This is a genomic window from Sphingobium sp. RS1 (assembly GCF_056156825.1).
In genome coordinates this window covers 2,732,619-2,757,380 of the sequence record NZ_JBLZXE010000002.1, presented here as the reverse complement: position 1 = coordinate 2,757,380, position 24,762 = coordinate 2,732,619, and the positions used below count along the sequence as shown (strand labels likewise).

Annotated in this window: 25 protein-coding genes and 1 other annotated feature; of the genes, 9 read left to right on the top strand and 16 right to left on the bottom strand. The window is 60.8% G+C overall.

The annotated features are described in order from the left end of the window. Positions 1–102: 102 nt before the first annotated feature. Positions 103–897, top strand: coding sequence for a YciC family protein (locus ACNHGR_RS15260; RefSeq protein ID WP_475287178.1), 795 nt, complete (start codon positions 103–105; stop codon positions 895–897). Positions 898–1,762: 865 nt separating this feature from the next. Here ACNHGR_RS15260 and ACNHGR_RS15255 read toward each other — a convergent pair. From ACNHGR_RS15255 to ACNHGR_RS15220, 8 genes are all read right to left on the bottom strand, one after another. Beyond that, positions 1,763–2,991, bottom strand: a protein-coding gene (locus ACNHGR_RS15255; protein WP_475284053.1) for an IS3 family transposase whose coding sequence is annotated in 2 segments (ribosomal slippage) — positions 1,763–2,703 and positions 2,703–2,991 — 1,230 coding nt in all. Because the reading frame shifts where the segments join, the coding sequence is not laid out codon by codon here. Then, positions 2,594–2,710, bottom strand: a sequence feature (AL1L pseudoknot). It overlaps the preceding gene by 117 nt. 15 nt (positions 2,992–3,006) lie before the next feature. Further along, positions 3,007–3,531 (bottom strand): HD domain-containing protein, encoded by a 525-nt coding sequence (locus ACNHGR_RS15250; protein ID WP_475287176.1) that lies wholly within the window; start codon positions 3,529–3,531, stop codon positions 3,007–3,009. Continuing rightward, positions 3,524–4,249 carry a type 1 glutamine amidotransferase gene (locus ACNHGR_RS15245; protein WP_475287174.1) on the bottom strand — a complete coding sequence of 242 codons (726 nt, stop codon included), beginning with the start codon at positions 4,247–4,249 and terminating at the stop codon, positions 3,524–3,526. Before ACNHGR_RS15245 ends, ACNHGR_RS15250 begins: the two co-directional genes overlap by 8 nt. A 286-nt stretch (positions 4,250–4,535) precedes the next feature. Beyond that, positions 4,536–5,447 carry a dihydrodipicolinate synthase family protein gene (locus ACNHGR_RS15240; RefSeq protein ID WP_475287172.1) on the bottom strand — a complete coding sequence of 304 codons (912 nt, stop codon included), beginning with the start codon at positions 5,445–5,447 and terminating at the stop codon, positions 4,536–4,538. Beyond that, positions 5,444–5,896 (bottom strand): cupin domain-containing protein, encoded by a 453-nt coding sequence (locus tag ACNHGR_RS15235; RefSeq protein WP_475287171.1) that lies wholly within the window; start codon positions 5,894–5,896, stop codon positions 5,444–5,446. Before ACNHGR_RS15235 ends, ACNHGR_RS15240 begins: the two co-directional genes overlap by 4 nt. Positions 5,897–6,031: 135 nt before the next feature. After that, positions 6,032–6,727, bottom strand: coding sequence for an HPP family protein (locus ACNHGR_RS15230; RefSeq protein ID WP_475287169.1), 696 nt, complete (start codon positions 6,725–6,727; stop codon positions 6,032–6,034). A 56-nt stretch (positions 6,728–6,783) separates the two neighbouring features. Continuing rightward, positions 6,784–7,572 (bottom strand): YggS family pyridoxal phosphate-dependent enzyme, encoded by a 789-nt coding sequence (locus ACNHGR_RS15225; RefSeq protein ID WP_475287167.1) that lies wholly within the window; start codon positions 7,570–7,572, stop codon positions 6,784–6,786. After that, positions 7,569–8,807, bottom strand: a complete 1,239-nt coding sequence (locus ACNHGR_RS15220; RefSeq protein WP_475287165.1) for an MFS transporter — start codon at positions 8,805–8,807, stop codon at positions 7,569–7,571. Before ACNHGR_RS15220 ends, ACNHGR_RS15225 begins: the two co-directional genes overlap by 4 nt. Before the next feature lie 127 nt (positions 8,808–8,934). Here ACNHGR_RS15220 and ACNHGR_RS15215 point away from each other — a divergent pair, with 127 nt between their 5' ends. Then, on the top strand, positions 8,935–9,816 hold the full coding sequence (locus ACNHGR_RS15215) for a LysR substrate-binding domain-containing protein (protein WP_475287163.1): 882 nt from the start codon (positions 8,935–8,937) through the stop codon (positions 9,814–9,816). Positions 9,817–10,147: 331 nt separating this feature from the next. Here the strand turns inward: ACNHGR_RS15215 and ACNHGR_RS15210 are convergent, their stop codons facing one another. Beyond that, positions 10,148–11,029: a LysR substrate-binding domain-containing protein gene (locus ACNHGR_RS15210; protein WP_475287161.1), complete on the bottom strand. Its 882-nt coding sequence runs from the start codon at positions 11,027–11,029 to the stop codon at positions 10,148–10,150. A gap of 99 nt (positions 11,030–11,128) precedes the next feature. On the opposite strand from ACNHGR_RS15210, the gene ACNHGR_RS15205 reads away from it, so the two are divergent. The 3 genes from ACNHGR_RS15205 (at position 11,129) to ACNHGR_RS15195 (ending at position 13,865) form a co-directional block, all read left to right on the top strand. Continuing rightward, the gene (locus ACNHGR_RS15205) at positions 11,129–11,581 is read left to right on the top strand and encodes a cupin domain-containing protein (protein ID WP_475287159.1); all 453 of its coding nucleotides are present in this window, start codon (positions 11,129–11,131) and stop codon (positions 11,579–11,581) included. Then, positions 11,578–12,486 carry a dihydrodipicolinate synthase family protein gene (locus ACNHGR_RS15200; protein WP_475287158.1) on the top strand — a complete coding sequence of 303 codons (909 nt, stop codon included), beginning with the start codon at positions 11,578–11,580 and terminating at the stop codon, positions 12,484–12,486. Before ACNHGR_RS15205 ends, ACNHGR_RS15200 begins: the two co-directional genes overlap by 4 nt. Before the next feature lie 353 nt (positions 12,487–12,839). Next, positions 12,840–13,865 (top strand): DUF3644 domain-containing protein, encoded by a 1,026-nt coding sequence (locus ACNHGR_RS15195; protein ID WP_475287156.1) that lies wholly within the window; start codon positions 12,840–12,842, stop codon positions 13,863–13,865. Positions 13,866–14,139: 274 nt separating this feature from the next. Here the strand turns inward: ACNHGR_RS15195 and istB are convergent, their stop codons facing one another. Together istB and istA are read right to left on the bottom strand one after the other, a co-directional pair. Then, positions 14,140–14,907 (bottom strand): IS21-like element ISSsp5 family helper ATPase IstB, encoded by a 768-nt coding sequence (gene istB, locus ACNHGR_RS15190; RefSeq protein WP_063142326.1) that lies wholly within the window; start codon positions 14,905–14,907, stop codon positions 14,140–14,142. Beyond that, entirely contained in the window at positions 14,904–16,397 is a 1,494-nt protein-coding gene (istA, locus tag ACNHGR_RS15185) for an IS21 family transposase (RefSeq protein ID WP_011950768.1), read from the bottom strand. The genes istB and istA overlap by 4 nt, the downstream gene beginning before the upstream one ends. Before the next feature lie 991 nt (positions 16,398–17,388). Here istA and ACNHGR_RS15180 point away from each other — a divergent pair. Continuing rightward, the gene (locus tag ACNHGR_RS15180) at positions 17,389–17,871 is read left to right on the top strand and encodes a DUF4145 domain-containing protein (RefSeq protein WP_475287154.1); all 483 of its coding nucleotides are present in this window, start codon (positions 17,389–17,391) and stop codon (positions 17,869–17,871) included. A 250-nt stretch (positions 17,872–18,121) separates the two neighbouring features. Here ACNHGR_RS15180 and ACNHGR_RS15175 read toward each other — a convergent pair whose 3' ends face one another. From ACNHGR_RS15175 to ACNHGR_RS15160, 4 genes are all read right to left on the bottom strand, one after another. Further along, the gene (locus ACNHGR_RS15175; RefSeq protein ID WP_475287152.1) at positions 18,122–18,673 is read right to left on the bottom strand and encodes a type II toxin-antitoxin system death-on-curing family toxin; all 552 of its coding nucleotides are present in this window, start codon (positions 18,671–18,673) and stop codon (positions 18,122–18,124) included. Positions 18,674–19,351: 678 nt separating this feature from the next. Beyond that, positions 19,352–20,101 (bottom strand): hypothetical protein, encoded by a 750-nt coding sequence (locus ACNHGR_RS15170; protein WP_475287150.1) that lies wholly within the window; start codon positions 20,099–20,101, stop codon positions 19,352–19,354. A gap of 25 nt (positions 20,102–20,126) precedes the next feature. Then, positions 20,127–20,654: a hypothetical protein gene (locus tag ACNHGR_RS15165; RefSeq protein ID WP_475287148.1), complete on the bottom strand. Its 528-nt coding sequence runs from the start codon at positions 20,652–20,654 to the stop codon at positions 20,127–20,129. 172 nt (positions 20,655–20,826) lie between these two features. After that, positions 20,827–21,426: a hypothetical protein gene (locus ACNHGR_RS15160; protein WP_475287146.1), complete on the bottom strand. Its 600-nt coding sequence runs from the start codon at positions 21,424–21,426 to the stop codon at positions 20,827–20,829. A gap of 204 nt (positions 21,427–21,630) precedes the next feature. Here ACNHGR_RS15160 and ACNHGR_RS15155 point away from each other — a divergent pair, with 204 nt between their 5' ends. Beyond that, positions 21,631–21,963, top strand: coding sequence for a hypothetical protein (locus tag ACNHGR_RS15155; RefSeq protein ID WP_475287144.1), 333 nt, complete (start codon positions 21,631–21,633; stop codon positions 21,961–21,963). A 125-nt stretch (positions 21,964–22,088) separates the two neighbouring features. Here the strand turns inward: ACNHGR_RS15155 and ACNHGR_RS15150 are convergent, their stop codons facing one another. Then, on the bottom strand, positions 22,089–22,478 hold the full coding sequence (locus ACNHGR_RS15150) for a hypothetical protein (protein ID WP_475287142.1): 390 nt from the start codon (positions 22,476–22,478) through the stop codon (positions 22,089–22,091). 655 nt (positions 22,479–23,133) lie between these two features. Between ACNHGR_RS15150 and ACNHGR_RS15145 the strand changes: the two genes are divergently transcribed. Continuing rightward, on the top strand, positions 23,134–23,469 hold the full coding sequence (locus ACNHGR_RS15145; protein WP_475287140.1) for a hypothetical protein: 336 nt from the start codon (positions 23,134–23,136) through the stop codon (positions 23,467–23,469). Between the two features lie 119 nt (positions 23,470–23,588). Then, positions 23,589–24,176: a recombinase family protein gene (locus ACNHGR_RS15140; RefSeq protein ID WP_475287139.1), complete on the top strand. Its 588-nt coding sequence runs from the start codon at positions 23,589–23,591 to the stop codon at positions 24,174–24,176. Positions 24,177–24,762 lie beyond the last annotated feature (586 nt).

Genomic DNA, 24,762 nt, shown 5'->3' with positions numbered 1-24,762 from the left:
GCGACCCTAGCGACTGGGGACCACGGCGCAAGTCATTCAAAGGATGACAAAGTCCGTCAGATGGGACAGCATGGCGCCGGGGTTATCAACAGGGGTATTCGCATGGCGACGCAGGCAATGGCAGATGAAGGGCCATCCTTTTCGGTTGGAACGGTATTGGGGCGCGCTTTCGGCACGCTGGGCAGCAATCCGATCGCAACCTTCGGCATCGCCTTCCTGTTCGGGGCGTTGCCGCAATCGCTCTACAGCTATTTCATCGGCTCTTCGCTGGCCGCTGCCGATCGGGCCAGCACCATCGCGGTGATCGCCGTGTCGATCGCCTCCTTCGCCATCTACATGCTCCTGTCGATGCTGGTGCAGGGCGCGCTGGTCCGCGCGACACTGGCCCACACGCAGGGGGAGAAGGCAAGCTTCGCCCAGTGCATCGGCACCGGCCTGTCGATAGCAGTGCCGCTGATCGGCCTGACATTGCTGCTGGTGCTGGCGGTCATGGCGGGCATGCTGCTGTTGCTGGTGCCGGGCATTATCCTGTTCATCATGTGGTCGGTCGCCGCCCCTGCGCTGGTCGCGGAGGAAAGCGGCGTCTTCGCGGCCTTGTCGCGCAGCCGCTACCTGACCAAGGGCGCGCGCTGGCGCATCTTCGGCATGCAGATATTGGTGTGGGTGCTGATCTGGCTGGTGTCAGGGGTGCTGGGCATCATCATGGTGACGGGCGGGATGCTGCCGACGGTCAGCAATGGCGCGATGCAATTGTCGCCTTCCTATCTGGCGCTGTCGGCGGTCAGCAACACGATCATCATCGCTTTCTGGAGCACGGTGCAGGCCAGCCTCTACACGTCGCTGCGCAACTGGAAGGATGGGCCGCAGTCGCAGGATCTGGCGAATATCTTTGCCTGACGCCGACCAGCGCGGGCGCCGTTACGCACCCGCGCAAACCCTGCTGCACCGTCGCTGAAACGCCCTTGCGGTGGCGCGGGCTGCAAGGGTGCCGGACAACAAAAAAGCGGCTGCTTCCAGCCGCTTTTGAGTGTTTTTGGACCCGCCAAAAAAATGGTGCCCGAGGAGGACTCACAATTACAGTTTATGTAATTGTTTTAAATACTTAGTCTCCAAAAGACAGCTTGGTTCGTACCCTCATTTGTACCCGCTTAGGAAAACGCGGAGCGGTTCGATGCCCCAAATTCGCTTTTTGATGATTTTTTTCTATCTGTGTGAAGCTACCATAATCCACCTGCGTTTGCAGCGATCATTTCAAACATAATGCAGCTCCAACGGCTGGATCATATCGGCTTCATAGGACTGATGGCCGATTGCGGCATGTCCGGTTCAGAGCGCTTCCACCGCGAAAGCTGCGGTCTCAGCCACGACGGCTCCCGACCAACATTGGCCATTCCGCTCAGGTAAAAGGAAGGTCGGCTTCTGTCGAAACCGACCGTTCATATGCACCCAGTGTCGGATCGAATGGCTTTCCACCGACCTTGGAAAGCCCGCAGCGGTAGCGAGTAATTTGCCGTAGACAGCGTTGCGCGACAGCGGCTGATCCGACGCCGCCGTTCTCGCTCATTTATTTAGTCTAGTGGAACGCCGTGCCTCGCGCGCAGGGCTACGACATCAACCTCGCCTGCCAGCATTTTCGCCTCCGCCTGACGAATGACAGCGGCTGCAAACTCCGCAAGAAAGGGATCGTAAGAGCACGGCGTCGCGACCTTGGTGTAAACGAGATTGAAGCGCCCCGGCTTTTCAGGAGGCAGTTTTCATTGGGCTATGCAGCCATATCGAGGTTCTCGAGGGCTGCATAGTAATTGTCTTCGGCCTCAGCGGGCGGGATGTGCCCGATAGGGCCGAAGAGCCGGTGATTATTGTACCAATCGACCCAGCGCAGTGTTGCCATTTCCACGGCCGAAACGCTTGGCCATGACCGCTGCCGCCAGATGACCTCGGCCTTGTAAAGGCCGTTGATCGTCTCAGCTAATGCATTATCATAGGAATCGCCGACGCTGCCCACCGAGGGAACGAGCTTGGCCTCGGCCAAGCGCTGGGTATAGTTCATCGCAAGGTATTGAACTCCCCTGTCGCTATGATGGATCAGCCCATCATCGGGACTTGGCCTGCGGGCATGAATCGCCTGCTCCAGGGCATCCAGAACGAAGCCTGCAGTGGCTGACGTGCTGACCTTCCACCCCACAATCCGCCGGGCAAAAGCGTCAATCACAAATGCGACATAGACGAAGCCCGCCCAGGTATGCACGTAGGTGAAATCGACAACCCACAGAGCGTTGGGCCGGCTGACGCGAAACTCCCGATTGACCTTGTCCAGCGGACACGGTGCCTTCGGGTTGCTGACAGTGGTGACTGTCTTCTTTCCACGCCGGACGCCCGCCAGTCCCATGGCGCGCATCAATCGTTCCACCGTGCATTTCGCCACCATGATGCCGTCACGCCGCATCTGGTGCCAGACCTTGCGTGCGCCATAGAGGCCGAAGCTGGCCTCATGGACTCGCTTGATCTGCTCCCTGATCTCCTCATCGCGCCGGGTACGTGCCGGACGCCTCCCGGGATCGGCACGGCGTGCAGCATGTTCATGGTAGGAGGAAGGGGCGATCGCCAGTTCGCGGCAGATCGGCTCGATCCCCAAATCCTCGCGATGGGCGTCGATGAACGCCATCATCATCTCCCGGGGCGGTCGAGCTCCGCCAACGCAAAATATGCTGATGCCTTGCGCAAAATCTCGTTGGCCCGGCGCAACTCCTTCACTTCGCGCTCAAGCAATCTCAGCCGCTCACGGTCATCGGCAGCCAGCGCCGCTGGTCCCGCTCGTCGGCTCGCCTCCTCCCGGCACCAGCGGCGCAGCGTCTCCAGCGAGCAGCCGATCTTCGCCGCGATCGACTTCATCACTTCCCATTCCGAGCCATATTCAGCTCGCTGCTCCGCGACCATACGGACCGCGCGCTCCCGGACTTCAGGAGAAAATTTGTTCGTCGTCTTGCTCATCACGGATGCTCCTTCTCACAAGTTGGAGCCTCCTGAAAAGCCGGGGCGCTTCAGATCGAACTCACGAGGAATCCAGGTATCGATCGCGGCGAGGTTGTGCTGGAGTTGGACCTCAAGCGTGTCGAGTGCGCAGCCGAACTTAGCCTCAGGGGTCTCGCGGGCCTCGAACTCAAGCCAGAGCGACTCTATTTCCGCGCCGACCACTGGGGGCAACATCAGCACGATCTCTGCCATCGCCGCCGTCTCAAGCGCGACCTTGTTGGCTTTACGATCGCTCGTCTCGAAATAGGGGATATCGCCGGCGATGCATTCGACCAGATCGTGAACGATCACCATCTTGAGCACCTTGCCTAGATCGACCGGCTTCTCGAGCCGGTCGGCCATCAGCATGGCGAGAAGCGACATCATCCAGCTGTGCTCTGCAACGCTTTCCTGCCGTCCATCGGACGTCCAGCTGTGCCGCAGTTCCCTTTTCAGCCGCTCTGCTACGGCATAGAAGGAAAGGATCGAGCCGATATGCTTGGCGCCGCGCTCAGCCATGGCTTCGTTCCGCATAGGCATCCGCGAGCCGATCGAGAAAGCCGTGGAGCTTGTCGTTCATATCGGTCCAGTCCTGCGCGCGCAGCACCTCGGCCTGTTGCACGAAACGATGTGCGATCAGGGTAGGCAGCGTGTGTTCTGCCTTGATCAGCAACTCGACCACATCGGTGGTGAACTCCATGTGGCACTGAAAGCCATAGACTAGAGGGCCATATTCGACGATCTGGCGTGGGCATCCCTCACTCGTCGCAAGGATCACGGCATTATCGGTGAGGCCGGGCATGTCATTGTGCCAATGACCGACTGCCAGTTCGCTGCCGAAATGGGCCACTTTGTCGTTGGACAGCCCCGCTTCGGTAAGCGCGATCGGAAACTTGCCGATTTCCTTCTCGGGGCTGTGACCAAAAGCGGCGCCAAGCGCCTCGCCAATCAGCTGCGAGCCGAGGCAGATTCCGACGACCGCTTTGTTGGCCTCAACGAACCGGGCGATCAAGGCGCGCTCTGCCAGCGCGTCGAAGTGTGGGCATTCGTCCGTCGTCGTTGCTGGCGACTGCGGTCCGCCCATAACGATGAGCATGTCATGATCGCGCGCTGAAGTCGGAAGGCGATCGCCATCATACAGCCGCGTAAACGAGACCTCATGGCCTCGCGCCCGCGCCCAAGTCTCATAGGCTCCTGGCGCCTCGAAAGCCTCGTGAATGACGAAATGAATCTTCATTTTCCAACTCCAGCAAGAGCAGCGCTGCCGAACTCAGTAAGTCTCCACGTCCGGTCGGGTTCGGACGCCGAGATGCAGTTGATGCCGCAGGGATCTTGGCAGCATCCTTCGCCAGGGATGCCCTGCAACAGGACGGCTCGCCACAGAGCGTCTGCGGCGAGGTCAAACCGCTCCCGGTCGAGACCGGATCGCTCGCGTAGTCGCTCGCCGGTTCGCGGCTCCTGATCCAGCAGGCCGAGGAGCGTTCGTTTGTCCACCGTCAGCGCCATCGAACGAACGCCCATGGTCAGCCGCCGATCGCTGGCAGGTCGAACCCGCTCAGTAACTTCGACAGGGTTTCCGTTCCCGCTGCCGGCAGCGGCTGAAGAGGAAGACGCGGAGGGCCCGCCTCAAGGCCACGCATCGCCAGCCCGGCCTTTACGGTGGTCGGCAGGCCGCCTGTCACGATGAACTGGAGAATGGGGAGGATGCGATAGAAGAGCTCGCGCGCGCCACCGATGTCTCCGGCCGCCATCAGATCGAACAGCTGCCTGGGCAGATCGCCGAGCAGGTTCGGCGCGGCGGTGCACCAGCCCGAGGCCCCGGCGGCAAGCGCCTCCAGCGTCATGTGATTGGCGCCGTTGTAGAAGGGGATCGCGCCGTCGGACAGCGTGCGGATAGCGTGCATCCGGTTGAGATCGCCACTGCTCTCCTTGATGTAGTGCACGGTGGCGATCTCGCGCACTAACCGGACCAGCAGCGCCGGGGGCATGTCCACGCCGCTGGTGGCGGGATTGTTATAGGCCATGATTGGCAGATCGGTCGCAGAGGCGATCGCGGCGAAATGGTCGAAGATCTCCGCCTCGGTCAGCTTCCAATAGGCGATGGGGATCACCATCAGCATGTCCGCGCCGATCTCGGCGGCATAGGTTGCCTTGGCGATAGCCGCCGCCGTGGTCAGTTCGCTGATGCCGACGATCACGGGCACGCGGCCCGCCACCGTCTCCACGCCCAGCCGGGCGCAGTGCCGCCATTCCTCGCCGCTCAGATAGGCGCTCTCACCGGCGCTGCCGAGGAAGGCGATGGCCGACGGAGCATCCGCCAGCAGATTCTCGGTGACGCGGCGGAAGGCCGTTTTATCGATCGCGCCGCTGACGGGGTCGAACGGGGTGACGGGATAGGCGATGATGCCGCTGATGGGGGTGTCGATCTTGGTCACTTGGCTTCCTCCCGGATGGCGAGGCCACCCGCATTCTGCAACATCGGGGCATTCTCGCAGGCGAGATAGCGCGCAGGCTTATCGGCATCGGCATTGACGTGATGGTGCCACGCCCAGACCGGGATGTAGAGCGCATCACCCACTTCCCACTCGATGCGGCGATCCTCGATCATCGAATAGCCGCGCCCTTCAAGCACATAGAGGATCGTCTCATAGGTGTGCCGGTGCCGCCCCGAGCGCCCGCCGGGGTTGAGCCCGCCGATCGTCATGCTGAGCGCGTGGCTGGGCAGATCGACGATATGCACCGGATGCTTGCGCTCGGCCGAGAAGCCGCCGCTGATATCACCCTTCTCGACGCCGGGATGCGATAGGCGCTCCGGCATCTGGACCTGAATGGAGGATGGCGTCTTACCGAAGTCTGCCGATCCGAATTTCGTTTGTGATTGCATGGCTACCTCCGTGTTGGAGGCTTTCTACCGCCCGGATCTTCTATTGGTCCAAGACTATGATCCAATAGAAGGCATTTGCTTTTCCTATGATACAGTGATGCGCTCATTGGCAGCGAGCGGCAGCCGAGCGAGTGGTCAATCTAGCGGAGCGCTCCGTCGTTGTGCCCGGCCGACCAACTCGTTGAAAAGTGCGTCGAGATCGTCACGGCTGATGTCGAGCGCATCGCCATAGTCGGCCAGAACCTCATCTAGATCCGACGGTTCGAGCGTGAGTTCGACGATCGGCGGGTGCGGGTGCAACGGCTGATGAGCATGGTGAGGATATGATCGACCCGTCGAATTGTTGTAGGCCAGTGCGACCAGCACCAGAACCAGCGAGTTGATGCCGACCGGCACCAAAACGAAGCCATAGCCCAATGACTGGATATGTGGGCCGCCTAAGACGGCCGTCAGGGCAACCGCTCCGCTGGGCGGGTGTACGCACCGCAGCGGCGCCATGATTGCGAAAGCAACTCCTATCGCAAGGGCAGCCAGCAATGGAGATCCGATTGCGCGCGCGGCCGTCACGCCGACAACAGCAGCGACCAGATTTCCGCCGATGATCGACCACGGTTGCGCCAACGGGCTGGCTGTCACGCCGAACAACAGCACCGCAGATGCGCCCATTGGAGCAACGAGCAGCGGAAGCGAACCAACCGGTCCAATTAGAAATGTGCTCACCAGCCCCGTCAATGCGATGCCAATGGCTGCTCCGAGACTAGCCCGAAGCCGCTCGGCGTAGCTTGTCGGAAGTGATTCTGGGACGAATCGCCCGAGCCAATCCCATTTCATTCAGTTCACCCAGCGGCGATGCGCTTGGCCGTTGACGATCCCGCTCTGGATCAAGGTCACATCTGCCATGCGGTGGTCCGGTTTTCCGGCCAATAGTGGCTGTTGGCTACAGGGCGCTGGCCGAAAATCGCTTGGCCGACGCGGATCACGTCGGCACCTTCCTCTATCGCGACCTCGTAATCGCCCGACATGCCCATAGAGAGGCCGGTCAGCGCCGGATGACGCCGAGCCGCCTCGTCGCGCAACCGTCGCAGCAATGCGAAGCAGGGCCGAACCCGCGCCATGTCATCGCTAAACACGGCGAGTGTCATCAGCCCGCGCGGGCGCAGGCAGGGGAAGCGATCGAGCATCGCGACGAAGGGGATTAGAGCTTCGGGATGCAAGCCGAACTTACTCTCCTCGCCCGAGGTGTTGACTTGAACATAGACGTCGAGGACGCGATCCTCGCGCTCCAGCCGGGCGTTGAGCATGTCGGCGAGCCGCAGACTGTCGAGCGCGTGAAACTCGCGGGCGAACCGCGTGAGATGTTTTACCTTGTTGGTCTGGAGATGGCCGACGATGGCCCAATCGATCGCAAGATCGGTCAATGCGTCGCGCTTTGCGTCGGCCTCTTGGATCTTGTTCTCGCCGAAGCTGTGAATGCCCGCTGTGTGGGCGATGCGCAGGATGGGTGCAGGCACCGTTTTCGTGATCGGCAGCAGCCGCACCTCGGATCGCGCCCGGCCCGCACGCGCGCAGGCTCCAGCGATCCGTGACTCGACCGTTGCGAGATTGGCGGTGAAAGTGGCGAGCGGATCGCGGCCGAACCGTTCTACGTCCGCGTCGCACAGCGAGTACGCCGTCATTCGGGGATTTCAGGCGCGGCTGCCGCCACCGCTCGTTCGGTGCGCGCGTCGCCGACGCGGGGCAGGAAGCAGGCGAACAGGCCGGCGAGCGGAATGAAGGCGCACATTCGGTAGACCGCCTCGATCCCGAAATGATCGGCCGCTGCGCCCAGTGCTGCTGCGGCGATCCCGCCCAGTCCGAAGTCGAGCCCATAGAAGATCCCGCCGACCAGCCCAACCCGGTGCGGCATCAACTCCATCGCGTAGATCAAGATCGAGGCGAAGGCGCTCGCCATGACGAAGCTGATCGCGACCGTCAACACGCCGGTCCAGAACAGGTCGGCATGGGGCAGCAGCAGCGCGAATGGCAACGGCCCGAGCACCGAGGCCCAGATGATTCGATAGCGGCCGATGCGATCGCCGATGAGGCCGCCCAGTAGCGCTCCCGCCGTGCCCGACGCCAGCAGTGCGAACAACATGAACTGCGAGCTTTGCACCGACAGCCGGAAATGGTCGATCAGGTAGAAGGTGTAGAAGGAGCGAAAGCTCTCTGCATAGGCATTCTTCGACACCATCAGCAGCGTCAGCACGGTCATGCCGACGACCACGGTGCGGGCCGAATGGCGGGGAGCCTGCGCGAGTGCCGACCGGATCCTGCTCGCCATCGCGTCTCCCGTGGCGGCGAGGTGGCGGCGTGCTGTCCAGAACAGGAGCGCCATCGCGACGAGCGCCAGCGCCGCAAACCACGCGATGCTCGTCTGGCCGCCGCTCACGATGATGAACGCCGCCAGCAGCGGTCCCAGCGCACCGCCCGCCTGGCCGCCCAGCTGGAAGATTCCCTGGCCCAACCCCTGCTGCCGGCCGGACGCCTCACGGATCACGCGGGTGGCTTCGGGATGGAAGATCGACGAACCGATACCGATACAGGCCACAGCGACTAGGATCAGCTTGTAATGCGTCGCGAAGGCCAGCGCGATCAGCCCGGCAAAGGTGAAAACCATGGCGCAGACGGCGGAATAGGGCATCGGTCGCCGGTCGATGATCGTGCCCGCGACGGGCTGGAGCAGCGAGCCGGCGATCTGGAAGGTCAGCGATATGCCCCCGATCTGCGCATAGTTGAGTCCGTGGGCTTGTTTGAGGATCGGGTAGGCCGCCGCAATCACGGACTGCATCAGATCGTTGAGCATGTGTGCGGTGCCGAGTGCGATCAGGATAGGGATCGCTGCCCGCGATGCCGTGGGGAATTGCTTCGTCATTGTAGTCCGTGTTTCGTCTATCGCTGCGCAGCTAGCGCCACGCCGGGCGCTCGTAGCACGCAGGCTTTCTATTGATCCAAGACGATGTTCCGATTGAAGCGATTGGTATTTCCTATAGATTGCTCCGATGGATCTACGCCGCCTTGGTTTCGTCGTCCGCGTGGCGGACGAGCACAGTTTCACTCGAGCAGCACAGTCGCTGAACGTCGCCCAGCCGACGTTGTCCCAGCAGATCCGCGATCTGGAGCTGGAGCTTGGTGTTGATCTGTTCCACCGGGGTTCTCGCCGGGTGGACACCACTGAGGCAGGTTCTCTGGTTGTTCAGCATGCTCGTATTGTGCTCGGTGCGGTCGATGCTTTGAAAGAGGCGGTTGTCGAACACAGGGGCTTAAAGCGCGGTCGCCTGCATATCGGCGTGACGCAGACATTCAACGCGCTATACCTGCCGCCGATCCTGACGGCCTTCGCGAGCGACTATCCTGGGATCGATCTAGAGGTCAGCGAGCTGGCCAATGCAGAAATCGTCGACGGGATACTATCGGGAACACTGCACCTAGGGGTCGGCATACCGCAAGCTGCGGAGCTGGAACACGCTGAGCCTCTATATCGCGACCAGTTGATGTTCGTCTGCCATTCGAGCCATCGGCTTGCCCGTGCCAGGACTGTGGCAGTCGATGAAATCTGTGAGGAGAGCTTGGCACTGCTCGGCCCGAGATATCGGACGCGCGCGGCAGTGGACTCCTACCTGGAGAACCACGGTGTCGAGCCCGCTCGCGTTCTCGCCTTCAACACATTCTCTGGCATCCTGCAGACCGTGTCGCTTGGCGGGCATTCAGCAATCATGCCTGCGGACGTCAGCAGAGGTGCTGGAGTTAACGATCTGCGGTTCATACCACTGGAACCCTCACCTCCCGAGCGTGTGGTATGCTTGCTGTCACCCAATTCCGGCCTCCGTTCACCGACCTCCCTAGAGATGGCCGAGCGGATCCGGCTTCGGTTCGCTGTGTGACGCTCGCGAACGGTAGCTCTCGGTCGAACCGGCCGTTCGTCGAAATCGCTGCGGATGACGGTTTCGTCCCACGATGCGGCATTCGGCTTCCGGCAGCACGCGACCAGAACACGACGTTCACCTGTTCTCGCGCCAACGTCCGATAATGGAAGGAGCGGACATTCAGGCTCTGAAACCTACTGGTCCAATTACCCCTGGGTTTGCACCAATGCGGCGCTGCGAACGCCAAATTCAGGCGACGCTCCTTCGCTAAAATAGCGTTGAACGCCCTAAATTGCGGAACTTTGGCAACGGTAACCTCCGCAGAATCCAGATTTTTCGGACTTCAGTTTCACCCAGCGAACCGGGCTCGGATCCGTTCGCCTAGTTCGATAGCGGAAGGCGATCGAAGGCCGGTAGCGGGCGATAGCAAGCATACGACCCGCTCGGGAGGCGTGGGTTCCAGGGGTATAAAGCGCAGATCATGGACCCCCGCGCCTCTGCTGATGTCCGCGGGCATGATCGCCGAATGCCCACCAAGCGAGACGGTCTGGAGGATGCCGGCGAACGTGTTGAAGGCGATCACGCGGGCAGGCGCCACACCGTGATCCTCCAGATAGGAATCCACCGCCGCGCGAGTCCGGTATCTCGGGCCGAGCAGTGCCAGGCTCTCCCTGGCGATTGCACCGACCGCCGCGGTCTTGGCGCGGGCAAGCCGATGGCTCGAATGGCAGACGAACATCAATTGGTCGCGATAGAGCGGCTCGGCGTGCTCGAGTTCCGCAGCTTGCGGTATGCCGACCCCTAGGTGGAGCGTGCCGGACAGGATCCCGTTCACAATCTCCGCATTGGCGAGTTCGCTGACCTCCAGGTCGATCCCCGGGTAATCTCCCGCGAAGCCGGTCAGGATCGGTGGAAGGTAGAGGGCGTTGAACGTCTGCGTCACGCCAATGTGCAGGCGGCCGCGCTTCAGGCCGCGATGTTCGACAACCGCCTCCTTCAACGCCTCGACCGCGCCGAGGACGATGCGCGCATGCTGCACGACCAGCGATCCGGCTTCGGTGGTATCCACCCGCCGCGAACCCCGGTGGAAGAGATCGACGCCGAGTTCCAGTTCGAGGTCGCGAATCTGCTGCGACAGCGTCGGCTGGGCGACGTTCAGCGATTGCGCCGCCCGCGTGAAGCTACGTTCGTCCGCGACACGGACAACGAAACGGAGGCGCCGCAAATCCATCGACGCATTGTATAGGAAATACCAATTGCTTCAATCGGAATATCGTCTTGGACCAATAGAACGGTGGCGCAGTAGAAGGCCTCCATCACGGAGGTAGCCATGCAACCACAGACGAAATTCGGATCGGCCGACTTCGGCAAAACGCCGTCCACGATCCAGGTCCATATGCCGGAGCGCCTGTCGCATCCCGGCGTCGAGAAAGGCGATATCAGCGGCGGTTTCTCGGCCGAACGCAAGCATCCGGTGCATATCGTCGATCTGCCCAGTCACGCGCTCAGCATGACGATCGGTGGGCTGAACCCGGGCGGGCGCTCGGGCCGGCACCGGCACACCTATGAAACGATCCTCTACGTTCTCGAAGGCCGCGGCTATTCGATGATCGAGGATCGCCGGATCGAGTGGGAAATGGGCGATGCGCTCTACATCCCCGTCTGGGCGTGGCACCATCACGTCAACGCCGACCCCGAGAACCCTGCCCGGTATCTCGCCTGCGAAAATGCCCCGATGCTGCAAAATGCCGGGGGCCTGGCCATTCGAGAGGAAGCGAAGTGAAGCACGAAACCCCCATTTCCGGGATCATCGCCTATCCCGTCACACCCTTCACCGCCGATGGCGGGGCCATCGACGAAGCGGCGTTCCGGCGGGTCACGGAAAACCTGCTGGCCGACCAACCCGCCGCCATCGCCTTCCTCGGTAGTGCCGGCGAGAGCGCGTATCTGAGCGGCGACGAGTGGCGGCAGTGCGCGCGGCTTGGCGTGGAGATCGTGGCGGGCCGGGTTCCGGTCATCGTCGGCATCAGCGAACTGACGACGTCGGCGGCCGTCGCCAAGGTGGGCTTCGCCGCCGAGGTGGGGGCCGATATGCTGATGGTCATTCCCATTGCCTATTGGAAGCTGACCGAGGCGGAGATTTTCGATCACTATGCCGCGATCGCCGCGGCCACCGACCTGCCGATCATGGCCTATAACAACCCGGCAACCAGCGGAGTCGATATGGCCCCGGCGCTGCTGGTGAAGCTGGTGCGGGAGATCGAAACCGTCCGCTTCATCAAGGAGAGCAGCGGCGACCTCAATCGGATGCACGCGATCCGCACGCTCTCGCAGGGCGCCATCCCATTCTACAACGGTGCCAATCACATGACGCTGGAGGCGCTCGCTGCCGGTGCCTCCGGCTGGTGCACTGCCGCGCCCAACCTGCTCGGCGATCTGCCACGGCGGCTGTTCGATCTGATGGCGGCGGGTGACATCCGTGCGGCGCGCGATCTGTTCTATCGCATCCTGCCGGTGCTCCAGTTCATCGTGACGGGTGGCCTGCCCACCACCGTGAAAGCCGGGCTGGCGATGCGGGGGCTCGAGGCGGGCGCGCCGCGCCTTCCGCTCCAGCCGCTGCCGGTGGCAGGCGCGGAAACCTTGTCGAGCTTGCTGGGCGGGTTCGCGCTGCCGGCGATCGGCGGTTGACCATGGGCGCTCGTTCGATCGCGCTGACTGCGGATGGGCGAGCGCTCCTTGGCCTGCTGAATCGGGAACAGCAAAGCGGTGCGCGGCTGCGCGAACGCTCCGGTCTCAATCGGGAGCGGTTCGACATCGCCGCGAACGCGCTGTGGAGAGGCGGCGGCGCTCGACTGGATAGTCGAAAAGTTCGGTGTCGAATTTCCGCAGAAGGGCATGGTCCTGGCCATGGGCACCCACCGGCGCTGGGAAGGTCAGTGGTTGATCAATGGCGTCCTGCGGGCGAACCCGGCAACCCAGATGACAATGCTGTAACAGCAGCTTGAATCTGGTGGTGTTTTTGACCGGACGGAGGGACCGGATTGCCTACCCCGAAATACATGTTGTTGGTTGCGAAGTCCCGGGCTGACTGTCTTTCCGCCGTCGAGAGCTACAACAGGGCGTCCTCACTGTATCGCGAGGAAACCTTCGCGATCCTGATGATCAACGCCTGGGAGCTGCTGCTCAAGGCGCGGGTCATGCGCGAACATGGTGGTAAGGCAAGCGCCCTTCATGAATATCGACAACGCAAGAAGAAGGACGGGACGCCGAGCAAGTTCAGGGAGGTGAAGACCACCCGATCCGGCGCGCCGATGACGATCGGCATCGACCGTTGCTGGAACCTGGTGTCAAATTACTCGAAGCACCGCATTGACGCCCACTGCATCGCGAACATCGAGGCGTTGATGGAAATCCGCGACAGCGCCACCCACTTTGTCGCTACCGACGCACTGCTCCGCAAGAAGCTCACCGAAATTTCCCTGGCGGCGGTGCGCAACTATGTGGAGGCGGCCCAGTCCTGGTTTTCGATTTCGTTCTCCGATCTGAACATCGCCTCGATCCCGATTTCTTTCGACCTCGACCAGAAGGAGGTCGATGCCGTGGCGAAGAAATCAGCGGAGGCGGTGACCAAATTCCTGGCGCATATGCAGAGGGTCGAGGCGGCCTTGCCCAATGATCAATCGCCCTATTCCTTCACGGTCCGGGTCGACTTCGATCTGATCAAGAAGAAGGACGGCGCGGCGGTCAAAGCTGCCGTTGTCGGCGGGGCGGAAGCGGATCTGACGGTGACGGTCGAAGGGGACAAGGTCCCGGCCGGGTTCACTCTAACTTACCAGGAACTCGTCAAGAAGCTGCAGGAGCGCTATTCTGACTTCAAACAGAATGCCGATTTCCATACGTTGATGAACGCTGTGAAGCCTAACGCGAAGCTGTGCTACGAGCGCTATCTGGACCCCGACAAACGCAAGGGAACCAAGAAATCCTTCTTCAACCCCAATGTGTTGAAGGAGCTCGAAGCGCATTACACGCGCAAGGAAGCCACGCTATTCGAACCGGCACCATCATAGGGTATCCGGGAACGGTAAGCAGACAGACCGCACCTAGGAACCAAAAAAAGGTGCTGAGCGGCCAGTAAGGGTCGGCCTTCCACAGCCACGCCCCCCCTAAGCTGCGCTCAAACCAGCAAGCCCATCCAGATAGTCGGACCAAGCCTGCATCTGTCAACGGCGGAGCAAAAGTCGGCCATTCGGCGGCGTAAAACCAGGCCATCGTGTTACATGCCGGGGGGAGTGGCGTGAGGGCGTAGCCCGAGGGCCACTCCCCCCGGCATTGGTGTAATTTTCAGGGTCTGGTTTTGGCCTTGCGGGCCCGGCTGTGCGCGAGGCGATAGCTTTCGCCGTTCATCTCGAGGATGCTGACGTGATGGGTCAGGCGATCGAGGAGCGCGCCTGTGAGACGCTCAGATCCGAAGGTTTCGGTCCATTCGTCGAAGGGCAGGTTGCTGGTGATGAAGGTGGAGCCGCGTTCGTAACGCTGGGAGATCAGCTCGAACAACAGTTCGGCGCCGGTCTTGGAGAGCGGCACAAAGCCCAGTTCGTCGATGATGAGCAGCTTGTATCCGGCCATCTGCTTCTGGAAGCGCAGAAGACGGCGCTCGTCGCGGGCCTCCATCATTTCGCTGACCAGCGCTGCCGCGGTGGTGAAGCCCACCGACAGTCCTTTCTGGCATGCTGCCAGTCCGAGCCCCAACGCTACGTGCGTCTTTCCGGTGCCTGATGGCCCCAGAGCGATGGCGTTCTCACGCCGCTCGATCCACTCGCAGCGCGCCATCTCGAGCACCTGCATCTTGTTGAGCCTGGGGATGGCGGCGAAGTCGAAGCTGTCGAGGCTTTTGACGGCGGGGAAGCGCGCGGCCTTGATGCGCCGCTCGACCATGCGACGCTCCCTGTCGATCATTTCCATCTCGACGAGGCGGGCGAGGAAGCGGATATGATCGACGCCTTCAGCGGCACATTGCCGCGAGAGATTGTGATGCTCACGCAGGCACGTAGGCAGCTTGAGCGCCTTGAGATGGTGAGCGAGAAGGATCTCCGGGGCCTGATCGCTCATGCGGCCTCCTGCCGGTCGGAGAGCAGGCTCAGATAGGCTCTGGCAAAGGTCTTCTCGACCGTGGTGCGTGGCAGGAAGGGATAGACGTCCAGGTCCAGCCTGGGCGGTACGCGTTCGATCCGGCACAGGACGAGGTGCTTGACGGCATCGAAGCCGATGGCGCCAAGATCGATGGCCTGTTCGACCGCCGCCTGGAGATCGGCGAGGGTGAACGTTTCCAGCAGGCGCAGTACCTGCACATATTCGCGCCTGCCATGTTTGTGCATGCGCCCTTCCATCAACCGCTGCAGTGTCGTGAACGCTTCGGGCAGGTCCCAGCCCTGCAAAGGCGCAGCCTGGTCGAATGCGTTGATCTTCTGCTCGATCAGCGGGAGATAATGGAGCGGGTCGAAGACAACCTCCTCGCGGGCATAGCAACGAGGATGACGGGCGATGACTTCGCTGCGGCAGCCGATCACCACCTCATCGACATAGGCCCTGATCCAGACCTCCTGATGGCCCCAGGCCACCGGAACCGAATAATCGTTGGTCCTGTAGCGCACCAGGGATTGCGAGGAGACCCGCCCGCCTTTCTGATCGCAGGCCTCGAAGGGTGTAGCGGGCAGAGGCTGCATGGCCGCGAGATCGCGCTGCAGCCGCTCACCGATCGTCTCGCTCTGCCCGCGCACCTTGTCCTGCTGGCGCTTGCGGCATTGCTCCTCCAGCCACAGGTTGAACGCCTCCCAGGTCGGGAACTTCGGGATCGGCACCATGAAGTTGCGCCGGCAATAGCCTACCAGCCCCTCCACATTGCCTTTCTCGTTCCCCTTGCCCGGGCGAGCATAGCGGTCGCGGATCACGTAATGTGACAGGAAAGCGCTGAACAGCGTGGCACGCTGCCGCGTGCCGTCGGGCAGGATCTTCGTCACAAGGCAGCGATCGTTGTCATAGACGATCGAGCGCGGTACCGCGCCGAAAAACGCGAAGGCATGCACGTGTCCGTCCACCCAGGCCTCCGCCACCGCCGCCGGATAGGCCCGCACATAGCAGGCATCACTGTGCGGCAGATCGAGCGCGAAGAAGTAGGCCTTCTGCTCCACCCCGCCGATCTCCACCAGCGCTTCCCCGAAATCGGCCTGCGCATCTCCCGCAGGGTGCGCCAGCGGCACGAACATCTCCCGGCTGCGCTGTTCGCGCTCCCGGATGTAATCCTTGATGATCGTATAGCCGCCGGTGAAACCATGCTCGGTGCGCAAACGGTCGAATACCCGCTTCGCCGTATGGCGTTGCTTGCGCGGGACACTGCGGTCACCCTCAAGCCATCCATCAATGATCGCCACAAACCCGTCCAGCTTCGGGCGCTGCGGTACGGACTGGCGCCGGTAACCCGGCGGCGATGAAAACGACAGCATCTTGCGTACCGTTTCGCGCGACACATTGAAACGCTTCGCCGCCGCCCGTTGGCTCATGCCATCCGCGCAAGCCAGACGGACCTGAAGATAAAGTTCCACGCTGTAGATCCCCACACCTCCCTGACTCGGCAGAAAGGCTTCAAGGTGGACGACTTTTACGCCGCCCGCAGCAGGACTATCCCGCCGCTACCGTGGTCGAATATTGCTCCGCCGTTCTCACTCATGACCGCGACAGCGCACTGAGCGCGAAAATGAATTTTAAAGGGGCTCGGAGGAAACTTCGGGCCCTTCTTGCATCTGGAGGACCTACCTATGCGCAGTCCCCGTAAGCCGTCGCCGTGGAACCTGTTTGGCGTCCTGTTCCCGATCATCGCCCTAAGCGGCATGGCCGCAACCGTGGCGGTCCTTCAAGCCCTCTCGGCACCAGACTATTGTCGTGCCATCCTGGCTCTTGGTGATACCGGGGGCAGCATGGGCAGCAATCCGCATAACAGAACAGGTCTATTCGGCCCACACGCCCGTGTTCGACTGGCAAGCTGTGCGGCGTGATGCGGGCATGGCGGTTGAAGGGCTATGTGAGGTAGCGGCCGGACTTATCGTTCTGCCCATCGCACTGGTAGTTCTTGCGGCCGTCGTGGCTCTGGTGGTCGCTTTCGCGGTGCCCTTGGCCTTCCTGATCGGGGCGCTTATCATCGCGGTGCCCCGAGACGGCAAAGACCACCAAGCGCTTTAACGGCGTAGCGCCAGCGGAGGTTGCAGGCGACGTCCAAGTTATACGGGTGATGACAGCTATATTTTCCGCGTGGATCGCAATACGAATGGTAGCACAGCGTATCCGCTGCTGACGATATGAGTATTCGAAATGCCAACGCCGCTAACCGCTACGCAAGCTCTAGAGCTTGCTACTAATTCGACGGGTTATCCCACCATATCTGTATCGACCTTCACATGCCCGCATTCTAATTGTCGGGCGGTCGCTCTTCATCGGTGGGGATACGTCCCAGGCGTCAATGTCGTTAACGGCAGCAACGGATATAGGCAACTAGCCGCAGATGCGCCGCCGATCGTTTGCGCTGTTTGCGAAGCTTGTTTGCAAGAAGTTATCTTTATCGGAGGGCGCCTGCACGTCCCAAATGAAAGCGAGGCACCAGGCGCCCCCATCGACCTACCACCTGATTTGGCAAGCGATTACGAGGAAGCACGGCGGGTTCTGTCGGTTTCCCCTCGTGGCGCGGCGGCATTGCTACGCTTGCTGGTGCAAAAGTTACTACCCCTGATCGGTGCCGACGAGGACGATATCAATAAGATGATCGGTCAGTTGGTAAGAATGGGCGTTATCAATCCCAAAATTCAGCAAGCGTTAGATTCAGTCCGCGTCATCGGCAATGAGGCAGTCCATCCCGGAACCATGGATTTGAAGGACGATAGCGCCACAGCAATGTCGCTATTCCATCTGATAAATTACATAGTAGAAAAGGCGATCACGGAGCCCAAGGAGATTGACGCCATTTATGCGGGGCTTCCGGCTGGAAAATTGGCGGGTATTGTAAGCCGCGATAGACCAAAGGAGTAAAAGCCCCCAGAGCGACATATCGTCACTCCGGGGGCGGTTAGTTTACGGTAAGATATTGCAGCTGCGAGACCATCCGGCCGGAAGAGGCAAACCCATTGCGGCCGTGCAGGCCTTTATGGGCGAAATGGACCATAAGCCCGACGAGGCAAATTGAGCCAAAGAGCCGCGTATCCGCAGGCGCTCGCTGCCTAGTCTAGACGGTAATGGGGGCATTTGAAAACTGGGCGGGCCGATTTAGACGGCTTCGGATTTAGCAGCTTTCGGTTCCGTACTTGGCTTTGAGGATTTCCGAAACATCGATGAGCTGCGGCCCCTCGTTCTCGCGAACCTCTAGCTCTTCGATGTGCTGCTCCAGCATCTCATAAAGCGCGTCCTCGGAAAATTCACTCGCGGCGAGTTGCTTGATCCAATATTCGAGGGTGGACCACTCGCGCTGATCGGGATCGCTTTCGTCAATGTAACCCGAACCGGCGTCCAACTCAGTAGAAATTTGAAATCCGTTGAGCGCGAGGAAGCGCTGAAGGCAGGCTAGAGCGACTCGCTTGTTCCCGTCTACATAGCCGTGATTCTTGCAGAGCCTAACGCATAGGCGCAGGCCAAGGGCGAGAACATCGTCCTCTTCTTCGTACTCGTACATTTTCTGTGGAGCGTCGATCGCGGAATGGATTCCGCTCTCCTCGCGAGTGCCCGAAGAGCCTCCGAAAAGTTCTATTCCGCGATCGTGTAGGTAGCTAACGTCTTCAAACGTCAGCCAAATGATGTCACTTGGCAAGGCCGTCGAACGTCCGCTTAAAATCGCCAAACATCCGGTCACTCACGGCGTTACGGTCGATTTCGGGACGAGGCTTTGCCTTGAACTTTGCCACTCGGCGCACCGGAGTAGCTATGAATGCACTCGCCATAATATGCTCCTTTGTGAGTGGTGAAACTACGCGATATATCGGTTTGTAGAACGCACAAGTCAACGAATGGTTGAAAAACTCGTGGAAAAACTCGCTCAAAAACCGGGCGCAAAACCACGAGAAAAATCGATTCGCATTTCCTAGTCACTCAAGCACGCAAAAACCAACGGAAAACAGCTCGCATTCTGAAAGCCTAGAATTACACTCTCGCACAGGTGCGTGATTCCGAGCCTTCTTAGGGAAGCCTTGTCCCCGATGGCCCGCAAGGTGCCTCATTGGCCGCTGCGTACTTATCGCGGTCCCCGAGCAGGACGGCCCGATCGGCCAGAACGCGCTTAACGGCCTCAAAGAGCTCGTCGCCCGCCCCACCGGCCGAAGGCAACGGAGAAGGCTGGACCTTCTCGACCTCACAGGGCTGAGGGACCGGAATGTAGACCGGCTTGGCGGGAGGGACTTGCGGCGGCAGCGGGGCCTTAGCGGGCGTAGAGCACGCGGCCAGGGCCAAAAATAATCCCCACGGTCCAGGACGCACCGCAGGGACATGATGAATTTTATTGGCCAGACCGCGCTAGGCGAAATCAGCCAACTTTTTGGATAGACCACCCAGAGGGCGGGGATTTACGCGGTGGGGGCTTCGGGAGACCGCGAGGGCGAGCGGACTTGCTACCCGGCTCCTTCAGAAAGTCACGCTCCGCGATCTGCTGGGCCTCCTCAAACGTCATGCCGTTAGGGGACGCTTGGGATGTGCTGCCAAACCGGCTGATCCACTTGGAACGCAGAAGGTTTCTCGCTTGCTCAAGGCCGCTATCGCGTCGCGCGGCCTCAATGATCCTCAAGTTTTCTTTCACGCCCTTGTAGGGGCTGACGCCAGCCGTCCGCGCCAGTGCCACGTCACGATCTGATGCCGGACCAGGTGGAAGCGTCTGGCCACGGGTAACGCTACGGGCCGCCACCGTGTTGAGCGTATCGCGGGCGTCCAAAGTATCCTGGCTGATAAAGGCACGCGGGATCAGGCCCGCAATCGCCCCAGCCGTATCCCAAAAACCACCCTGCTCCGATGGCGTGATGGCATCCAGAAAGCCCGCTTTCATCGGGCCTGTACTCATCGCCCGCACGGCGCGTTCGGTGACGTCGTAGTCTCGCATGGCGTCACGCTCCGTCTGCGCCTTGGCCGATGCGGCGTTAAGGGCAGTACGGTCTTGAGGGGTGGAGCGGCTGATCGTGGCGGCACCGCCTTCAGAAGCATTATGCCATTGGCCGCCTTGGAACACGAGCCTTTGCCCCGTTTTGGGATTGGTGGCCGTCTGGCCTTCTTGATATTCGTCCATTGACTGAATCCTGGAATTTTATTGTTTAAAGTGGATGGATATGCGCAGCATCGGCCGCAAAGTGCGCCATCTTGCCTAGATTGCGCATGGTGATGAGCGGCGGCGAACCGTCTGGACTGACACGCATTTCGTAGTGAAGAAGCCACCCGCCGATATTGTCGCGCCTGCCAAGCGCCAACTGCCTGTCGGCCGCTTGCTGACCATGTGCGATATCGGACCAATCCGGTTGCTGCTCGTCCCATGCAACGGGGCAGGCAGGCGTCAGCATGTGACCGGAGGGCATCGGCTCGGGCTGGAAATTACTCTCCGCTTTGTAGAGCCAGCCGACAACGTTGTTGGCGCTTTCATCCCATGCAAATAACACAGCCTTCGTATTCGGAAGCGCCGCAGGGCATTGGGGCATTTCGGAGGCCGCGAGGTGCATAACGGCCCCGGCGTATTCGACCATGTCAGACAGAATGGACGGGGCTGCGCCTAGCAGGCAGCGGATGTAGAATTGCAGCGCGGGGTGCGCCCAATCTTTTGCCGCCAGCATTATAGAACGCTCTGGCAAGCACCATCCTTTCGCCATAAACCGCCTAGGCTCGTGGGAAAGGGCATCACTAGCGAGACTGTCACAGACGATTGATGCCCGGTCGGCCAGGGGAGACCAGTTTTGTATGGTCATGCCGCGTCCGCAACGAGGACAGACAGCGGCAGGGTAGATAATGCCATGATGGCTTTCTTTATACGGCGGAGTTGGACACGGCTGGGACGAAGCCGCTGTTTGCGGCCACGCAGGCCAGAAAGCGCTGAATGCCTTCGTCGTTCGTCTGGGTCTCTTCCGACGCGGCGCTCTGCTCTGCCCGGTAGCGCTCCATGGCTATTGCCCTGTCAGTGCGGTAGGCTGGCAAGAGCTTCAGTTCTGTCCATTCAGGGACACGGCCGGTGAAGCGGCTGGGACGTTCGGGCCGAGAGCCGTCAGGACGAAGCGTCAGCCAAAAGCGGGCATCGTTGGCGGCTGGAACGGGGACCAGCTTGGCAGCTTCGCGGCGGGACCATGCGGCAAACTTGGCGTACTGTTCGGACAGGTTTTCTTCCACGAGCTTAAAGTGCCCGATGGGCGAGAGGACAAACACAGGCTCCGCGTCAAAGGCGAATTCCGCGATATCCGTGTCCAGCGCGTCTCTGTTGAAACGGTCTATTTCGGCGGGGTCGATGCCCATGGCGGCGCATAATGCCGTGGCATCGAACCATGGGCACCCATCGGCCATGTAGACGCGAACCGGCTTGCCGTGGCAGTCGAGAGTGAAGGTTAAGCCGTCGATTGATGGCTCAGGGGTCATTGGTATTCCTAGTGATGCTGGGGGTTAGAGTTAGTGAAATGCGCCGTCCCAGATACGGGACAGCAGCGCCTTCGCGTCAACCGGCGCGGACGGATATTCGCTATTCAATTGTGTTCCGGGCGCCTCTCGCTGGAGGCTATTCTGTTATCCTGTTCGCCTTGCGCCCATGCTTGGGGTATGTTTCGCGAACAGTGCGGAGGATGCATGACCTGGAATTTTGATAAAGCGCTGAGCAATCCGCTCGTAACCGTCGATAATCGAATCGATAAATGGGGCACGTTTGAGATTCAGATTGGAACAATTCCTACCATTGTCACCATTGAATTGGGCAGACACATGGATAGCGACGAGACGAAAGTCTGGGTCAGCCATGCAATCCATACGCCACTCCAGGGAGGCCCTTATCGAACCAGCCGGTCCTATTGGGACGACCCGGAATACGCTTTGCAGCGAACCATAAGCGGCCTGACTGACTATTATAGGCAGGCAGTCGCGGCCGGGCATCAGCCTAGCCCCGATTGGTTGGTCCGCTACTAACGACCGGCGATGACATCACTCGCTCAGAAGTCGTTGCCCTCGTAGGGCGTGGGAAAGTGAGGGTGTCTATTCGCGTATCGTAACGCGGAGGGGGAGGGATCAGCTAGCCGCCTGGTCCCAAGCCTTCAGGCCCGAGCGGCCATTTCGTCCACCCAGTCCTCAGCGGTCTTAACGACGCTTTCCGCCCGTACAGTCGGCCGCGTTTTCGTGAAGTCCAGTACGAGCCTAGCGGCGGCAGTGCGCACCGTGGCGGACCCAGGGGTGCGCAGAACGAGCAATGCGGCCTCCAGCGCCTCAACGGCCATCGGGTCGTCCGGTAGCTCCCCACGCTGGCCCATCTTCTTTATGATCTTGGCGACGACAGGGCGTTGTGCATCAATGGCTGCGTCATGCTGCGCATTGGTCAAATGCTTGGGCCGTCCGCGACGGGTGGACTTTCGGGGCCGGTTAGGGTCTCGGGCGGCAACCATGCGCTTTGCGTAGGCGGTGCGCTCTTCAGAGGTCATTCCGGCCATAGGGCCGCGCCGTTGTCGTTCCGGCTGGGTGACGGCGGGAACGAGCGGTGGCGACAGGAGGCTGTCCGTCACGAAGGTTTCAATGGGCGGTATGTTCCTAGCGCCCGGTGGGCGGCCTCTAGGGCGGCCGGTAGGTTTTGATGGCATGTGATCCGATTGTTGGCTTGGTAGCGGCTGGCGGGTCCCATAGGGGACTCCTTGGCCTGAAAGACGGTGAGGCCTTTTGGGGCGCGAAGGGCGGAAGGTTCGGATGGAACCCAGAAGCCCGGGAAGGGACCCAAATAGGGGACCCGCTAAATTATTTCCGTGAATTCCGGGGACGGGCGTGTGTGCGTGGAAGGTCCGAGTTGAAATTATTTCGTTCGAGCGAAGCCGCCAATTTTGAAATGGCTGGCTGCGGTTCGGGCTGGGACCACGGCAGGAGGCCGGAGGGGACCCGTGAAGATTTGCATTCGATAAAGACCACGCCTGCCCCAGCGCCGACGCCCCGGCCCTGCCAATCGCGACGAGCCCCCACCCCCATAGCGCCGATAGGTGGCATGGGGTGACGGTCAGGCCATTAGGCCAGCCGCAAGACCGATGGTCCGCGCCATACATTGGCGACATTTGCCCCCTCCCCTTGCGCATGGATGCACCAAGACATTAGCCTATCGGCATGACTGCGTTTGATCCGCGCTGGGATGGCACGTCGATCCCTGCACACCATTGGCATTTCCATCGGCGACTTCACGAGCGCTACGGTATCATCATGGGTCCGGGCGACTTCGGCGCGGTGGTGAAGGCCATTAAATGCGGGAAGGCCCTGATGGTGAAGCGGCACGGACGGAACCAGCGCGTCTATTGGTGCAAGGTGCCCAGCTGCCATGAGCGCATCTATGTGCTGGCTAGCGGTCCTGCGATCATGACAGCGTGGCCAGCCACCAAGGAGCTCACCTCCCTGCGGAAGCAGGCGCAGGCTCGACAGGAGGCTGAGCGGATCAGAGGAGCCTAGCGCCTGCATCGGAAACGAGCGATTACGATACATACCGCGAAGCTGTATCGGAAAATAGCTTGACCATGATTTAGATGCAGTCCATATATCGATCCACCATTTCGATACAGGATGCACCCATGCCCCGCACCTTCGCCTACTGCCGCGTCAGCACTGCCGATCAGACAACGGACAATCAGGTCCGTGAGATTGCGGCGGCTGGTTTCGCTGTCGATCCCAAGCGTGTGGTGGCGGAGACCGTCTCCGGGTCCGTGGCCGCTAAGGAGCGCAAAGGCTTCTCGCGGCTTGTCGATCGCCTGGAGGACGGCGACGTTCTTGTTGTGACCAAGCTGGATCGCCTGGGCCGCAATGCCATGGACGTCCGCAGCACTGTTGAAGCGCTGGCCGCTGACGGCATCCGGGTCCATTGCCTCGCTCTGGGCGGGGTGGACCTGACAAGCGCAGCAGGCAAGATGACCATGGGCGTCATCGCCGCCGTGGCAGAATTTGAGCGGGACCTTTTGGTGGAGCGTACCCAAGCGGGCCTGAGCCGCGCCAAGGCTGAAGGGAAGACGCTGGGGCGGAAGGTAAAGCTGGACACCGAGACGCAAGCTGCAATCGCTGCGAAGCGGAAGGCTGGCGCGTCATTGGGCGCATTGGCGAAGGAATACGGGACGAACCGCGCCGCTATTCAGCGGGTGGAGAAGCGTTTTTCCGATGCTGTATAGGGTCCGTGGGGGACCGGATGCGGTGCGCTTACTTAAGTGACCCGCTAGGCGGCTAGCCCATAGGATAAGCGCGAGATTTCAACCGGAAGATATTGCATCATAAAATTACCCGTGCTGGTAATATAATTACACAATATCAATGTACTAAGCAACCTATACGGTCGTCCCACTTTGTTGAGGTGGCGGGGTACAGCTCCCCGCGATCAGACGGGACGAGGGACCTCCCCGCGTCTACATGTATCCGGGGGGTGGGCACTATCGGGGCAAGCAACGTCTCTCGAAAATACCGCTGAAATGCTGCGCTCAGGACCGATTGGGCAAGGACTGCCTTGTTCTCAGGGACGATAAGCGCGTCATGCAACGGCAAGGCCGCAACGCCATGCCGGTCCCTCAGCACCTCCAGCGCCGACAAAATTATCTCGCTCTCGTGAAACTGGAGGTCCAGCGTAGTCATTCCCGGCTCCCCTGCCCGCGTCAGGATCGGATGGCGGCTTAGCGCAGCTTTCCGGGCCTTAGCGAACCTTTTGCCACCGATCGTCATATTCCCCGCGCCCATGGCGGTTCGGACCCATGTCTTTACATCCTC

Bases quoted from the DNA above. Each gene is read 5' to 3' on its own strand.
- ACNHGR_RS15260 (WP_475287178.1), top strand. From the start codon at position 103: ATGGCGACGCAGGCAATGGCAGATGAAGGGCCATCCTTTTCGGTTGGA.
- ACNHGR_RS15250 (WP_475287176.1), bottom strand. From the start codon at position 3,531: ATGGCTGAGCGCGGCGCCAAGCATATCGGCTCGATCCTTTCCTTCTAT.
- ACNHGR_RS15245 (WP_475287174.1), bottom strand. From the start codon at position 4,249: ATGAAGATTCATTTCGTCATTCACGAGGCTTTCGAGGCGCCAGGAGCC.
- ACNHGR_RS15235 (WP_475287171.1), bottom strand. From the start codon at position 5,896: ATGCAATCACAAACGAAATTCGGATCGGCAGACTTCGGTAAGACGCCA.
- ACNHGR_RS15230 (WP_475287169.1), bottom strand. From the start codon at position 6,727: ATGAAATGGGATTGGCTCGGGCGATTCGTCCCAGAATCACTTCCGACA.
- ACNHGR_RS15225 (WP_475287167.1), bottom strand. From the start codon at position 7,572: ATGACGGCGTACTCGCTGTGCGACGCGGACGTAGAACGGTTCGGCCGC.
- ACNHGR_RS15220 (WP_475287165.1), bottom strand. From the start codon at position 8,807: ATGACGAAGCAATTCCCCACGGCATCGCGGGCAGCGATCCCTATCCTG.
- ACNHGR_RS15215 (WP_475287163.1), top strand. From the start codon at position 8,935: ATGGATCTACGCCGCCTTGGTTTCGTCGTCCGCGTGGCGGACGAGCAC.
- ACNHGR_RS15210 (WP_475287161.1), bottom strand. From the start codon at position 11,029: ATGGATTTGCGGCGCCTCCGTTTCGTTGTCCGTGTCGCGGACGAACGT.
- ACNHGR_RS15205 (WP_475287159.1), top strand. From the start codon at position 11,129: ATGCAACCACAGACGAAATTCGGATCGGCCGACTTCGGCAAAACGCCG.
- istB (WP_063142326.1), bottom strand. From the start codon at position 14,907: ATGAGCGATCAGGCCCCGGAGATCCTTCTCGCTCACCATCTCAAGGCG.
- ACNHGR_RS15170 (WP_475287150.1), bottom strand. From the start codon at position 20,101: ATGGACGAATATCAAGAAGGCCAGACGGCCACCAATCCCAAAACGGGG.
- ACNHGR_RS15160 (WP_475287146.1), bottom strand. From the start codon at position 21,426: ATGACCCCTGAGCCATCAATCGACGGCTTAACCTTCACTCTCGACTGC.
- ACNHGR_RS15155 (WP_475287144.1), top strand. From the start codon at position 21,631: ATGACCTGGAATTTTGATAAAGCGCTGAGCAATCCGCTCGTAACCGTC.
- ACNHGR_RS15150 (WP_475287142.1), bottom strand. From the start codon at position 22,478: ATGGCCGGAATGACCTCTGAAGAGCGCACCGCCTACGCAAAGCGCATG.
- ACNHGR_RS15145 (WP_475287140.1), top strand. From the start codon at position 23,134: ATGACTGCGTTTGATCCGCGCTGGGATGGCACGTCGATCCCTGCACAC.
- ACNHGR_RS15140 (WP_475287139.1), top strand. From the start codon at position 23,589: ATGCCCCGCACCTTCGCCTACTGCCGCGTCAGCACTGCCGATCAGACA.